At 71.1% G+C, this 13,568-nt stretch carries 12 protein-coding genes, 3 tRNA genes and 1 pseudogene; 7 read left to right on the top strand and 9 right to left on the bottom strand.

Annotated elements, in window-relative coordinates; translation table 11 throughout:
- Positions 1 to 3 precede the first annotated feature (3 nt).
- A complete protein-coding gene (locus MQE23_RS30535) occupies positions 4 to 957 on the bottom strand; it encodes a sensor histidine kinase (RefSeq protein ID WP_020275241.1) in 954 nt (317 codons plus the stop codon).
- Positions 954 to 1,310 (bottom strand): STAS domain-containing protein, encoded by a 357-nt coding sequence (locus tag MQE23_RS30530; RefSeq protein WP_051185664.1) that lies wholly within the window; start codon positions 1,308 to 1,310, stop codon positions 954 to 956. The genes MQE23_RS30535 and MQE23_RS30530 overlap by 4 nt, the downstream gene beginning before the upstream one ends.
- A 176-nt stretch (positions 1,311 to 1,486) precedes the next feature.
- On the opposite strand from MQE23_RS30530, the gene MQE23_RS30525 reads away from it, so the two are divergent.
- From MQE23_RS30525 to MQE23_RS30515, 3 genes and pseudogenes are all read left to right on the top strand, one after another.
- Positions 1,487 to 2,182 carry an ANTAR domain-containing protein gene (locus MQE23_RS30525; RefSeq protein ID WP_243380820.1) on the top strand — a complete coding sequence of 232 codons (696 nt, stop codon included), beginning with the start codon at positions 1,487 to 1,489 and terminating at the stop codon, positions 2,180 to 2,182.
- A 73-nt stretch (positions 2,183 to 2,255) separates the two neighbouring features.
- Complete coding sequence (locus MQE23_RS30520; protein WP_020275239.1) at positions 2,256 to 2,426, top strand: hypothetical protein; 171 nt, start codon at positions 2,256 to 2,258, stop codon at positions 2,424 to 2,426.
- 11 nt (positions 2,427 to 2,437) lie between these two features.
- Positions 2,438 to 2,665 (top strand): annotated as a pseudogene (locus tag MQE23_RS30515) (undecaprenyl diphosphate synthase family protein); the annotation flags it as partial.
- A gap of 65 nt (positions 2,666 to 2,730) precedes the next feature.
- On the opposite strand, the gene MQE23_RS30510 reads toward MQE23_RS30515, so the two are convergent.
- The 5 genes from MQE23_RS30510 to MQE23_RS30490 form a co-directional block, all read right to left on the bottom strand.
- On the bottom strand, positions 2,731 to 3,456 hold the full coding sequence (locus tag MQE23_RS30510) for a cation transporter (protein WP_037671654.1): 726 nt from the start codon (positions 3,454 to 3,456) through the stop codon (positions 2,731 to 2,733).
- Complete coding sequence (locus tag MQE23_RS30505) at positions 3,456 to 3,791, bottom strand: metalloregulator ArsR/SmtB family transcription factor (RefSeq protein ID WP_243380819.1); 336 nt, start codon at positions 3,789 to 3,791, stop codon at positions 3,456 to 3,458. Before MQE23_RS30505 ends, MQE23_RS30510 begins: the two co-directional genes overlap by 1 nt.
- 107 nt (positions 3,792 to 3,898) lie before the next feature.
- Positions 3,899 to 3,975: transfer RNA gene (locus tag MQE23_RS30500), tRNA-Ile, on the bottom strand.
- 189 nt (positions 3,976 to 4,164) lie between these two features.
- Positions 4,165 to 4,237, bottom strand: a tRNA-Asn gene (locus tag MQE23_RS30495).
- A gap of 5 nt (positions 4,238 to 4,242) precedes the next feature.
- A tRNA-Asn gene (locus MQE23_RS30490) sits at positions 4,243 to 4,315 on the bottom strand.
- Positions 4,316 to 4,474: 159 nt separating this feature from the next.
- Here MQE23_RS30490 and MQE23_RS30485 point away from each other — a divergent pair.
- The 4 genes from MQE23_RS30485 to MQE23_RS30470 all read left to right on the top strand — a co-directional run bounded on the left by MQE23_RS30485 (position 4,475) and on the right by MQE23_RS30470 (position 10,192).
- Complete coding sequence (locus MQE23_RS30485) at positions 4,475 to 4,780, top strand: YtxH domain-containing protein (RefSeq protein WP_037671666.1); 306 nt, start codon at positions 4,475 to 4,477, stop codon at positions 4,778 to 4,780.
- Positions 4,781 to 4,932: 152 nt separating this feature from the next.
- A complete protein-coding gene (locus MQE23_RS30480) occupies positions 4,933 to 6,387 on the top strand; it encodes an FGGY family carbohydrate kinase (protein ID WP_037671649.1) in 1,455 nt (484 codons plus the stop codon).
- Positions 6,388 to 6,530: 143 nt separating this feature from the next.
- Complete coding sequence (locus MQE23_RS30475; RefSeq protein ID WP_020275234.1) at positions 6,531 to 8,264, top strand: ABC transporter ATP-binding protein; 1,734 nt, start codon at positions 6,531 to 6,533, stop codon at positions 8,262 to 8,264.
- A complete protein-coding gene (locus MQE23_RS30470) occupies positions 8,264 to 10,192 on the top strand; it encodes an ABC transporter ATP-binding protein (protein ID WP_037671647.1) in 1,929 nt (642 codons plus the stop codon). Before MQE23_RS30475 ends, MQE23_RS30470 begins: the two co-directional genes overlap by 1 nt.
- 54 nt (positions 10,193 to 10,246) lie before the next feature.
- On the opposite strand, the gene MQE23_RS30465 is transcribed toward MQE23_RS30470, so the two are convergent.
- On the bottom strand, positions 10,247 to 11,539 hold the full coding sequence (locus MQE23_RS30465; protein ID WP_243380818.1) for an RNA polymerase sigma factor: 1,293 nt from the start codon (positions 11,537 to 11,539) through the stop codon (positions 10,247 to 10,249).
- 86 nt (positions 11,540 to 11,625) lie between these two features.
- Entirely contained in the window at positions 11,626 to 13,548 is a 1,923-nt protein-coding gene (dnaG, locus tag MQE23_RS30460; protein ID WP_243380817.1) for a DNA primase, read from the bottom strand.
- Between the last annotated feature and the right edge of the window lie 20 nt (positions 13,549 to 13,568).

The raw sequence follows: 13,568 nt of genomic DNA, 5'->3' as shown, positions 1-13,568 counted from the left end.
CCCTCAGCGGGTGAACCAGCAGCGCACGGTCGTCCCGCTGTCCCCCCTGTGCACCCGCACCAGGTCGGCGATGAGATTCACCAGCAGCAGCCCGCGCCCGCCGCGCTGGTCGCGGGGCACGGGCCGGCGCCCGGCCAGCGGGTCCGTGAGCCGCCCTTCGTCGCGCACCTCGCAGACCACGTACCCGCCCTCGGTCCACACCCGCAGCACCCCGGAACCGCCGCCGTGCACCACGCTGTTGGTGGTGAGCTCGGCCATGGCGAGGGCCAGGTCGTCCAGCTTGACGCCGGTGAGCCCGAGCCGCGCGCCCTCCCCGACGGCCACGTGCCGGGCCTGGGAGAGCGAGCCGGAGTCGAAGGCGAACGTCAGCGCGTCCGGCACGGGCGGCAGCGCCTCGTTGTAGCGGTCGACGACGTCCCCGGGCGCGTACGCGTCGCTGCCCTGCTCCAGCCGGGAGCCGGAGGGGATGACGGTCGGATGGGTGGCGTAGGCGTCGGCGAGGACGTGCTCGGGGAGCTGCTCGACGTCGTACGGACACAGGATGGTCGCCGTACGGCCCCGGAAGGCCGCGTTGATGAGCGCCTCGTGCTGGACGCAGGCGGGGTACTCGGTGTCGGAGCGCCCGGCCCAGATGGGCTCGCCGATGATCCGCACCCGGCGTCCGGGCGGCTGGGCGTCGGCGAACGCGCGTAGCACGCCGGGGATGATCCGCCCGGGGTTGCGGCCCGCCTCGCGCATGTCGAGGAGCCGCACCGACTCGGCGGCCTCGCCCAGCGCGTCCCGGATCAGCGCGAGGTTCTTGCCCGGCACCGCGACGGCCACGGGTTCGCCGGCCGCCAGGCCCTCCCGCACGAAGGGCACGGTGACGTCGAGGTACTCCGCCTCGTCGCGGTAGAAGAGCGCGGGATGGACGAAGGGGTCGAGAGCGCCGAAGGGTTCGGCCACGGGAGCGGTCATGACACCGACACCTCGATCCCGGCGTGGTCGGGCCACAGCAGGTCCAGCGTCCGCCGCAGGGCGGGCGGTGGCCGTCGCACCACGAACCGCCGGCCGTCCCCGAGCTGCCCGGCGGCCGTCGCCAGCGCACCCGCGCCCGCGACGTCGACGAACGTCACGTCGGACAACTCCAGGTAGTACACGTCCTCATCCTCGCGAACGGCCTGCTCCAGTACGCCTTCCCAGATCGCACGTGTCGTCAGGACGACCTCACCCGCCGCCCGGACACCGTTGCGCCCGGACAACGGGAACACCGCCAGGCCCGGCACGGGGTCACTGGACCCGGCGGCCGGCACCCGATACTGAGTGTTCAAGCCCCTCTCCCCACGCTTGTGGACCACAGCGCTCGTACCCGCCCGGGGGAAGCTCATTCCCCGCTGTGGTGTGTAGTACGCCGTACGGCGGGCAGGCGCACCTCACACCGACGTCCACGGGGGCGAGTGACGTCGTGCGGTTCCGCGAGGAGGAACACGACCGAAGAGGCGGTGACATGACGTCTGCGGCATCAGCACATCGCACAGGAGGGTTGAACACACTGGTCATCAGTGGCCGCGTGGACGCGGAACGGGCTGAGCTCACCCCGTGCGGTGAGCTGGTTCACGGCTGCGCGGAAACACTGGCCAGGACCCTGGCCGAACTGCCGCCCACGATCACGCGGGTGGACCTGGACATGGGGGGCGTGCACTTCATGGACACGGCGGGTCTGCAGTTCCTCGACGTGCTGGGCGACTTCGCCCGGCAGCGATTCGTGACGGTCACGACCACGAACTGGAACGGCCAGCCGCGCCGGATCCTGGAACTGGCGGGCCTGGACACGGCCGACCCCCTGCGCGACACGCCCCACCCCGACCCGGAGCCCGGCCGGCCGGCCGCCCCGGCCCCGTCCGCGGTCGCCCTGGAACGCGCGGAGCGCCTGCACGTCCTCCAGGAGGAGGTCGAGCAGCTCCGCCAGGCCATCGCCTCCCGCCCGGTCATCGACCAGGCCCGGGGCATCCTCATGGCCACCCACGGCTGCACGTCCGACGAGGCCTGGCACATCCTCCGCGAGACCTCCCAGCTCTCCAACACCAAGCTCCGTGACGTGGCCGCCGCCGTGACGGCCAGCACGAAGCCCGACGGTCCCCGCCCGTCCCCCGCCCTCCGTGAGGCCTTGCAGCGAGCCATCGCCCGCCGCGGCCGGACCTGACCCCCGGCCCGAGGAGCCCGCCCCCGGCCGCCGCCCCGGTACGCCGCCGGCCGGGCAGCCCGCTGCTGCCACGGTGCTTCGCAGCCCGTCGGGGTACTCGGCCGGTCACGGCCGGAGCACGGCACACGGCCGCTCCGGTCCACCGGCACGGGAAGGAGGCATCCCGATGAGCGACCACACCCCGTCCCAGGCAGAGGGCGACCGCGACGACACCGGCAGCGAGGACGACGGCACCGGCTCCTGACGGCACCCGGCCTGATCGGCGAGGAGGACTTCGCGCGGCACCTGCCCCACCCGGACATGCCGGGCGTCGACCTGCTCCGGCGCACCGGCAACGAGCGGCGCACCTCCAACTTCCTGCCCTGGCACACCGCCTACGCCGAGCTGCACTTCACGCCGGACCTCTGGCCCGACACCGACCGCCGCCACCTGTGGCAGGCGATCACCACGTACACCCACCGCCGACGCCGCCTCGGCACCGCCCAGTGTCGACGCCCGGACCCGAACACCGACGAGGCCCCCTGCCCCGAAGTGGCGGCATCGCCAGGTCAGTTGCAGCAGGCGCCCGCCGGGGCGCAGCCGCAGGCGTCCTCGGCTCCGGCCGGATCGCCGCCGGCCTTCAGCGTGCTCAGCCCGGCCGGCGCGCAGCAGCCGTCTCCGCGCCACGCCTCCCGGCCTTCCTTCACGGCGATCCCCGCTATCACCAGAGCGGCTGTGGGATCCGCCCAGGACCAGCCGAACGCCGCATTGGCGAGCAGTCCCACCAGCAGGACCGCCGAGAGATAGGTGCACAGCAGCGTCTGCTTGGAGTCCGCCACGGCCGACGCCGACCCGAGCTCCCGGCCGGCCAGTCGCTGCGCGGCGGAGAGGAACGGCATGACCGCCAGGGACACAGCGGCCAGCACGATGCCGGTCACCGACGACTCGGCTTCCCCGCTGCCCGCCAGGGACCGGACCGCGTCCACCGCCACGAAGGCGGCGAGCGCGAAGAACGACACGGCTATGATCCGCAGCGCCTTCCTCTCCCGCGCCTCGCGCACGGCGTGCTCGCGGGCCGAGAACTGCCAGGCCACCGCGGCCGCCGACGAGACCTCGATCACCGAGTCCAGACCGAAGCCGATCAGCGCGGAGGACGACGCGACCGACCCCGCCGTGATGGCGACGACGGCTTCGATCACGTTGTAGGTGATCGTCGCCGCCACCAGGAGCCGTATGCGGCGCGCCAGGACCTCCCGGCGTGCGGGAGCCGGGCCGAGGGAAATCTCCGCGGCCATCAGCAGCAGCCCGTCTCCTCGGCGTCCGGGCACGTGCTGTCCTGGGCGACAGCCACCACGGCTGTGCGCAGGTCGTCCAGCGCGTGACCCAGACGGGGGTCGGCAAGCTCGTAGCGCGTACGACGGCCCTCGGGAACGGCGACGACCAGTCCGCAGTCACGCAGACAGGCCAGGTGGTTGGACAGACGCGTGCGGGAGATACCGATGGCTTCGGCCAGATCGGACGGGTAGGCCGGAGCCGCACGCAGGACGAGCAGCAGACGGCAGCGGATCGGATCGGCGAGCGCGCGACCGAACCGCGCCAGCACCTCGATGTCGGACGCGAGATTCAGCACAGCCACGACGATACACAGATCGCTGAATTCAGGAAAGCTTGAACTGAGCCTCGCGGCCGCCGCCCCTGCGTTTCCGCAGCTGGAAACGGTTCTCCTCGCGTAGCGAGTGGTGGGGCGGGTGGGACTCGAACCCACGGCCGACGGATTATGAGTCCGCTGCTCTAACCGGCTGAGCTACCGCCCCATAGCGGCGTGTCGCGTACATGTGTGCGCGCCGTCTGCCGCAGCATAGCCGCTCATACGATCTCCTGCTTCGGATGGTCGGCTTCGCACGGCCTTCGCGACCATGAGGACTGCGCCCGGCGCCGCACGGTTCCCGGAAGATCGGAACGGACATGAAAAAGGACCCCTGCGGGGGTCCTCGTTCAACATGCTCCCCCGACTGGACTCGAACCAGTAACCTGCCGGTTAACAGCCGGCTGCTCTGCCAATTGAGCTACGGAGGACCGAGCTCCCCGGACTGGACTCGAACCAGTAACCTGCCGGTTAACAGCCGGCTGCTCTGCCAATTGAGCTACCGAGGAAGGTCTCGTTTGCATCGAACGTACCTACCTGGGTATTCGCCAGAGGGCGCGCGCTCGCTGCGACACATACATTAGCGCAAGCAGGGGGGTGCTCCGCCAATCGGTACTCCCCGGCGCCGTCACCGCACCGGAGGCCTACGCAAGGGAAGGGTGGTCGCCATGCGTTACCGGCTCACTTTCGTCGCCGGAGTCGTGCTGGGTTACGTGCTGGGCACGAGGGCCGGACGCGAGCGCTACGAACAGCTGAAGAAGTCGGCCCGCCAGTTCGCGCAGAACCCCGCCGTCCGCAACACCGCGGAGTCGGCGGCCCACCAGGGCCGTGAGTTCGCGGGCAAGGCGTACCACGTGGTGAGCGACAAGGTCGGCGACCGCGTCCCCGACTCGGTGGCCGAGCGGGTCCGCCACCTCAAGGAGCGCGCCACCCACAACGGCGGCGAGGACGACTGGGGCACAAGCAACACGTAACAGTTCCTTCTCGACGCCGTGCGAGGTCATGTCCCTCAGGGGCGCGGGGAACGGCGCGACCAGCCACAACGCACCCGCACCCGAAACCCGGCGCAACATCCCCACGGCGCCCACGGCCCAAGCCAGCGCAGCGGTACGGCAGAATTTTGGCCATGGGGATAGTCGCCGGGTTGGACAGTTCACCCGATTTCACTCGTATCGTCGTCTGTGACACGGACTCCGGAGCCGTGCTCAGGCAGGGATATGCACCGCATCCGGTGGAGAGCCCCGACAGCGGCGGCCGGCCGTCCGACGTCGACCCGCAGGCCTGGCTGCTGTCCCTGGGCGAGGCCGCGGGCGGCGGTCTGCTGGAGGGCGTGCAGGCCATCGGCGTATCGGCGCAGCAGAACGCCGTCGTGCCGCTGGACGCGCAGGGCAACACCGTGCGGCCGGCGATGGTCGGCGGTGACAAGCGGACGCAGGTCGCGGCGGCCGACCTGATCGACGCGCTCGGGGGGCGCGAGGCGTGGGCGCAGGCGGTGGGATGTGTGCCCCAGGCCGCGCAGCCGGTGACGAAGCTGCGCTGGCTGGCCCGGACCGAGCCCGAGAACGCGCAGCGCACCGCGATCCTCCTGCAGGCGCACGACTGGCTGGTCTGGCAGCTGCTGGGCCGGCCGGTCCGGAGAACCACCGACCGGGGCGGGGCGTCCGGCACCGGGTACTGGTCCGCGGCGACCGGCGCCTACCGGCCCGACCTGGTCGAGCTGGCGCTCGGGCACCAGGTGATGCTGCCGGAGGTGATCGGCCCGGCGGACGCGGCCGGTACGACGCCGGAGGGGCTGCTGATCTCCGTGGGGACCGGCGAGACCATGGCGGCGGCCTTCGGGCTCGGCATCGGGCTCGGGGACGCGGTCGTGTCGCTGGGCGCGTCCGGGTCCGTGATGGCCGTGCATCCCGAGGCGCTGGTCGACGGCTCCGGGATGATCACCGCGCTGGCCGACGCGACCGGCATGCACCTGCCGGTCGTCACCACGCTGAACGCCGTACGGACGCTGCGCGGCACCGCCGAGCTGCTGGGGCTGCCCGATCTGGAGAGCCTGTCCGAGCTGGCGATGAAGTCGACGCCGGGGGCGCACGGGCTGGTGCTGCTGCCCTATCTGGAGGGTGAGCGGACGCCGAACCTGCCGCACACCGCGGGGACCCTGGCGGGGCTCAGGCGCGAGTCGATGAAGGCGGAGCATCTGGCGCGGGCCGCGTTCGAGGGCATGCTGTGCGGGCTCGCGGACGCGCTGGACGTGCTGCGCGCCCGGGGCGTGGAGGTGCGGCGGGTGTTCCTGCTCGGTCCGGCCGCCGAACTGCCCGCCGTGCAGGCGGCCGCGCCCTCGCTGTTCGGGACGCAGGTCGTGGTGCCGCAGCCGGCGGACTACGCGGCGATCGGAGCCGCCCGGCAGGCCGCCTGGGCACTCGGGGCGTCCCAGGGCACGCTCGACGCGCGGACCCCGCCGGCCTGGCAGGGCGCGGTCGCGCAGGTGCTGGAGCCCGGGGAGGAACTGGCCGTGGGGCAGGCGGTGCGGCAGCAGTTCGTGTCGGTACGGGAGCAGACGCATCCGGGGGCGATGCGGCCGTAGTGGCCGGGCGGGCGGATCCGAGGGAGCCCGGGGCTTTTTGACCGCCTGTTGGGTTAATTCGGTTGAGGTAACGCGGGTGGAGTGTTCGACGATAGGGGCCAGGGGCAACGAACCCGCCCCGTCACCCACCCGAGAGAAGCAGCGTGCTCATACCACTCCTGCGGGTCCATCTCAGGCCCTACAAGAGACCCATCGTCCTGCTGGTGCTGCTGCAGTTCCTGCAGACCTGCGCCACGCTCTACCTGCCCACGCTGAACGCGGACATCATCGACCAGGGTGTCGTGAACGGAGACACCGGCTACATCCTGGGCTACGGCGCCCTCATGATCGGCATTTCGCTGGTCCAGGTCGTGTGCAACATCGGTGCCGTGTACTACGGCGCCCGTACGGCATCGGCGCTCGGGCGGGACGTGCGAGCTGCCGTGTTCGACCGGGTGCAGTCGTTCTCCGCGCGTGAGGTGGGTCAGTTCGGCGCGCCCTCGCTGATCACCCGTACGACGAACGACGTCCAGCAGGTGCAGATGCTGGCGCTGATGACGTTCACGCTGATGGTGTCGGCGCCGATCATGTGCGTGGGCGGCATCGTGCTGGCGCTCGGTCTCGACGTGCCGCTGTCCGGGGTGCTGGTGGCGGTCGTACCGGTGCTGGGCATCTGCGTGACGCTGATCGTGCGGCGGCTGCGGCCGCTGTTCCGGGCCATGCAGACGCGGTTGGACACGGTGAACCGGGTGCTGCGCGAGCAGATCACCGGCAACCGCGTCATCCGGGCCTTCGTCCGGGACGAGTACGAGCAGCAGCGCTTCCGCAAGGCAAACACCGATCTCACGGACTTCGCGCTGGGCACCGGAAACCTGCTCGCACTGATGTTCCCGATCGTGATGACTGTGGTGAACCTGTCGTCGATCGCCGTGGTGTGGTTCGGCGCGCACCGGATCGACAGCGGGGAGATGCAGATCGGTGACCTGACCGCGTTCCTCGCCTATCTGATGCAGATCGTCATGTCCGTGATGATGGCCACCTTCATGTTCATGATGGTGCCGCGCGCGGAGGTGTGTGCGGAGCGCATCCAGGAGGTGCTGGACACCTCGTCGAGCGTCGTGCCGCCGTCGGCGCCCGTGCGGGAGCTGCGCCGGCACGGGCATCTGGAGCTCCGCGGGGCGGGCTTCCGCTATCCGGGTGCCGAGGAGCCGGTGCTGCGCGCCGTCGACCTGGTCGCCCGGCCCGGCGAGACGACCGCCGTCATCGGCTCGACCGGCAGTGGCAAGTCGACCCTGCTGGGGCTGGTCCCGCGGCTGTTCGACGCGACCGAGGGGCAGGTGCTCGTGGACGGGGTCGAGGTGGCGGAGATCGACCCGGAGCTGCTCGCGAAGACCGTCGGGATGGTGCCGCAGAAGCCGTATCTGTTCGCGGGCACGGTGGCGACCAACCTGCGCTACGGCAATCCGGACGCCACCGACGAGGAGCTGTGGCACGCGCTGGAGGTGGCGCAGGCCAAGGAGTTCGTGGAGCGGCTGGAGGGCGGGCTCGACGCGCCGATCGCGCAGGGCGGGACGAACGTCTCGGGCGGTCAGCGGCAGCGGCTCGCGATCGCCCGGACGCTCGTGCAGCGCCCGGAGATCTACCTCTTCGACGACTCCTTCTCCGCCCTCGACTACGCCACGGACGCCGCCCTGCGGGCCGCGCTCGCGCAGGAGACCGCGGAGGCGACCGTCGTGATCGTCGCCCAGCGGGTGGCGACCATCCGGGACGCCGACCGGATCGTCGTCCTCGACGAGGGCCACGTCGTCGGCACCGGCCGGCACCACGAGCTGATGGCGGACAACGAGACCTACCGGGAGATCGTGCTCTCCCAGCTCACGGAAGCGGAGGCTGCCTGATGGCGGGGCCCATGGGGCGGATGATGGCCGGGGGCGGCCCCGACCAGCGCTCGCTGGACTTCAAGGGATCGGGCAAACGGCTCGTCGCGCAGTTCCGGCCGGAGCGCATCACCCTCTTCGTGCTGCTGGCGTGCGTGGTGCTCAGCGTCGGCCTCAACGTCGTCGGGCCGAAGATCCTCGGCAAGGCGACCGACCTGGTCTTCGCGGGCATCGTCGGCCGGGACATGCCCGAGGGGGCGAGCAAGGAGCAGGTCCTCGACTCGATGCGGCAGCGCGGGGACGGTGACGTCGCCGACATGCTGCGCAGCACCGACTTCACCCCGGGCGAGGGCATCGACTTCACGACCGTCGGGCATGTGCTGCTGCTCGCGCTGGGCGTGTTCCTGGTGGCCGGGCTGCTGATGGCGGTGGCGACCCGGATGGTCAACCGGGCCGTGAACCGCACGATGTTCCGGATGCGCGAGGACGTGCAGACGAAGCTGTCGCGGCTGCCGCTGTCGTACTTCGACAAGCGCCAGCGCGGTGAGGTGCTGTCCCGGGCGACGAACGACATCGACAACATCGGGCAGACGCTCCAGCAGTCGATGGGGCAGCTCATCAACTCGGTGCTGACCATCATCGGCGTCCTCGCGATGATGTTCTACGTCTCCTGGATCCTGGCGCTGGTCGCGCTGGTGACCGTGCCGCTGTCGTTCGTCGTCGCCACACGCGTGGGCAAGCGGTCGCAGCCGCACTTCGTGCAGCAGTGGCGCTCGACGGGCAAGCTGAACGCGCACATCGAGGAGATGTACACCGGGCACGCGCTCGTGAAGGTGTTCGGGCGGCAGGAGGAGTCGGCGCAGCAGTTCGCCGAGCAGAACGAGGCGCTGTACGAGGCGGGGTTCCGGGCGCAGTTCAACAGCGGGGTCATGCAGCCGCTGATGTTCTTCGTGTCGAACCTCAACTACGTGCTGGTCGCGGTCGTCGGCGGGCTGCGGGTCGCCTCGGGCTCGCTGTCCATCGGTGACGTGCAGGCCTTCATCCAGTACTCGCGGCAGTTCTCCATGCCGCTGACGCAGGTCGCGTCCATGGCGAACCTGGTGCAGTCGGGTGTCGCCTCGGCGGAGCGGGTCTTCGAACTGCTGGACGCGGAGGAGCAGAGCGCCGATCCGGTGCCGGGCGTGCGGCCCGAGGAAGTGCGCGGGCAGGTGGCGCTGGAGCACGTGTCGTTCCGCTACGACCCCGAGAAGCCGCTGATCGAGGACCTGTCGCTGAAGGTCGAGCCCGGGCACACGGTGGCCATCGTCGGCCCGACGGGCGCCGGCAAGACGACGCTGGTGAATCTGCTGATGCGGTTCTACGACGTCAGCGGCGGGCGCATCACCCTCGACGGGGTGGACATCGCGCGGATGTCCCGGGACGAACTGCGCGCCGGGATCGGCATGGTGCTCCAGGACACCTGGCTGTTCGGCGGCACGATCGCGGAGAACATCGCGTACGGGGCCGCGCGGGACGTCACGCGGGGGGAGATCGAGGAGGCGGCCCGGGCCGCGCACGCGGACCGGTTCATCCGTACGCTGCCGGACGGGTACGACACGGTGATCGACGACGAGGGGACGGGGGTCAGCGCGGGTGAGAAGCAGCTGATCACCATCGCCCGGGCGTTTCTGTCCGACCCGGTGATCCTGGTGCTGGACGAGGCCACCAGCTCGGTCGACACCCGCACGGAGGTACTCATCCAGAAGGCGATGGCCAAACTCGCGCACGGCCGTACCTCGTTCGTCATCGCACACCGGCTGTCGACGATCCGGGACGCGGACACGATTCTGGTGATGGAGAACGGGGCGATCGTGGAGCAGGGCGAACACGAGGAGCTGCTGGCGGCGGACGGGGCCTACGCCCGGCTGTACAAGGCGCAGTTCGCGCAGGCGGCGGCGGAGGTGGACTAGACAGGCTGGATGGGCGGGGGCCGCCGTGACGGGCGGCCCCCCTCGCGGTCCAGCTCAGTCCAGGTAGCCCCTCAGCTGGTCCGCGAAGGCGTGGTCGCGGAGTTTGTTGAGGGTCTTGGACTCGATCTGCCTTATGCGTTCCCTGGTGACGCCGAAGATGCGGCCGATCTCCTCCAGCGTGCGGGGGCGGCCGTCGGCGAGGCCGTAGCGGAGCTGGACGACTTTGCGCTCCCGCTCCCCCAGGGTCGACAGGACCGCTTCCAGGTGCTCCTTGAGGAGGAGGAACGCGGCGGATTCGACGGGGCTGGTGGCGTCGCCGTCCTCGATGAGGTCGCCGAGGGCGACGTCGTCCTCCTCGCCCACGGGCGCGTGCAGCGACACCGGCTCCTGGGCGAGGCGCAGCACTTCGCTGACGCGCTCCGGGGCCAGGTCGAGGTGGGCGGCGACCTCTTCCGGTGTCGGCTCGTAACCCCGCTCCTGGAGCATGCGGCGCTGGACGCGGACGACCCGGTTGATGAGTTCCACGACGTGCACGGGCACCCGGATGGTGCGGGCCTGGTCGGCCAGGGCGCGGGACATGGCCTGGCGGATCCACCAGGTGGCGTAGGTGGAGAACTTGTAGCCGCGGGCGTAGTCGAACTTCTCGACGGCCCGGATGAGTCCGAGGTTGCCCTCCTGGACGAGGTCGAGCATGGTCAGGCCGCGTCCGACGTAGCGCTTGGCGACGGAGACGACCAGGCGCAGGTTGGCCTCGATGAGGCGGCGCTTGGCCATCCGGCCCATGACGACGAGACGGTCGAGGTCCAGCGCCAGCTGGCTGTCCAGGTCGGGGGCGAGCCGCAGCTTCTCCTCCGCGAACAGGCCGGCCTCGACGCGGCGGGCGAGTTCGACCTCCTCGGCGGCGGTCAGCAGGGGGATGCGGCCGATCTCCCGCAGGTACTGGCGGAACAGGTCGGAGGAGGGGCCGCTGGTGTCGGCGCGGGCCGGCGGCGGTTCGACGGCTTCGGGAGCCTCGGCCGGCTCGATGGCCTCGGCGGGCGGCTCCTCCGGTTCCGTCTCGGGGCGGAGCACGACGCGGCCTTGCGCCGGGACCGCGGGAAGGACGTCGTCCTCCGCGTCCGGTGCGGTGCCGTCGGCGCCGACGGCACCGCTGACGTCGGTCTGGGTGAGGGTCTGGGTCTGCACGGGGGCGACCTCCAGGATGATCGCTGCCAAGGCGGGCGGCAGCGGTACTTCGGGGGCGGAGTGAGCGGCCTCGCCGCTGTCCGTCCCGTACGCGATGAGCGGAACCGCGGGGGTCTGGGACCCGTCGGGGACGGATCGGCCGCGCTCCGAGGACTCAGGCACCGGAACCCAGTGTGGGGTAAGACACATCGTCGCCACGAGGGGCGTGCGATGACTTTTTGCTTCCGGTCCGTGACCGCGCGGTGACGTCAGAGCGCGGCGGCGCCGTGCTCCCTCAGGGCCTGGTCGTACTGCTGGAGGACCCAGAGTTCGTTCTGCACGGCGGCCAGCTGGGCCGGGTCGCCGTGGGTGCCGAGGCGCGTGAGCTGGCCGGTGATGTCGCGGATGCGGCGTTCGACGGCGCGGCGGCGGACGGTGACCAACTGGGCGCCCGCGTAGGTCTCGTCGACACCCTTCACGCCCTTGTGCAGCAGGATCGCCTCGACGGCCAGTTCCGTCACCATCGCGCGGACCGCGTCGTCCGGGGCGGCCTCGCGGACCTTCACCAGATAGTCCTGGGGGTCCGCGACGCCCAGTTCGGCGCCGCCGGCGTCCAGGATGGCCTGGCGTACGGCGGCGTAGGGCGGGGCGGTGAACTCGTCGACGCCGTACGCGTCGAAGGCCGGGGAGACCAACTCGGGGCGCTGGAGGGCGAGTTTGAGGAGTTCGCGTTCGGTGGCGTAGACCGGGTTGCGGAGGTTGAGGGCGGGGCCGCGGGGGGCCGCGGACGGCTGGGCGGCGGCGTACTGCTGCGATCCGTGCTGGTGCCGGTCCGGGGCCGGGCCCTTGCCGCCGCGGTCGCGGGCCCAGCGGGCCAGCTGGGCCACGCGCTTGACCACGAACTGGGTGTCGAGGATGCCGAGCATGCCGGCGAGCTGGACGGCGACCTCGTGCTGGGCGCCGCTGTTCTTGATGCGGGCGACGATCGGGGCGGCCTCGTCCAGGGCGGCGGCGCGGCCGGCCGGGGTGTCGAGGTCGTAACGGCTCACGATCTGGCGGAGGGCGAACTCGAAGAGCGGGGTGCGGGGTTCGACCAGGTCCGCCACCGCCTCGTCGCCCTTGGCCAGGCGCAGGTCGCAGGGGTCCATGCCGTCGGGGGCGATGGCGATGTACGTCTCGGCGGCGAACTTCTGGTCGTCCTCGAACGCGCGCAGGGCCGCCTTCTGGCCGGCCGCGTCGCCGTCGAAGGTGAAGATGACGCGGGCCGAGCCGTTGTCCATCAGCAGCCGGCGGAGGATCTTGATGTGGTCGCCGCCGAAGGCCGTGCCGCAGGTGGCGATGGCGGTCGTGACGCCGGCGAGGTGACAGGCCATGACGTCCGTGTAGCCCTCGACCACGACCGCGCGGCTCGTCTTCGCGATCTCCTTCTTCGCCAGGTCGATGCCGTAGAGGACCTGGGACTTCCGGTAGATGGCCGTGTCGGGCGTGTTGAGGTACTTGGGGCCGTTGTCCGCCTCGTAGAGCTTGCGGGCGCCGAAGCCGACGACGTCGCCGCCGATGTCGCGGATGGGCCACATCAGGCGGCCGCGGAAGCGGTCGATGGGGCCGCGGCGGCCCTCCTGGGCGAGCCCGGAGAGCAGGATCTCCTTGTCGGTGAAGCCCTTGCCGCGCAGATAGCGCGTGAGGTGGTCCCAGCCCTGGGGGCTGTAGCCGACGCCGAAGTGGACGGCGGCGGCCTGGTCGAAGCCGCGCTCGGCGAGGAAGACCCGGCCGGTGTCGGCCTCGGGGGAGGTCGCGAGCTGTTCCGCGTACCACTCGGCCGCGATCTTGTGGGCCTCGACCAGGCGGATACGTTCGCCGCGCTGGTGGGACGGGTTGTACCCGCCCTCCTCGTAGCGCAGGGTGATGCCCGCCTGGCCGGCCAGGCGCTCGACCGCCTCCGAGAAGGAGAGGTGGTCGATCTTCATCACGAACGTGATGGTGTCGCCGCCCTCCTGGCAGCCGAAGCAGTGGAAGAGTCCCTTGCTCGGGCTGACCTGGAAGGACGGTGACTTCTCGTCGTGGAACGGGCAGAGGCCCTTGAGGTTGCCGCCGCCCGCGTTGCGCAACTGGAGGTACTCGGACACCACGGCGTCGATCGGGACCGCGTCCCGTACCGCCTTCACGTCCTCGTCGTTGATCCGTCCAGCCACGCAGCGATTCTACGGGGGCG

The sequence above is a fragment of the Streptomyces sp. HP-A2021 genome, from assembly GCF_022807935.1.
In the GTDB taxonomy this organism is placed as follows: Bacteria; Actinomycetota; Actinomycetes; order Streptomycetales; family Streptomycetaceae; genus Streptomyces; species Streptomyces afghaniensis.
The sequence above is the reverse complement of the archived record's forward strand: the minus strand, read 5'-3'. Positions and strand labels throughout refer to the sequence as shown.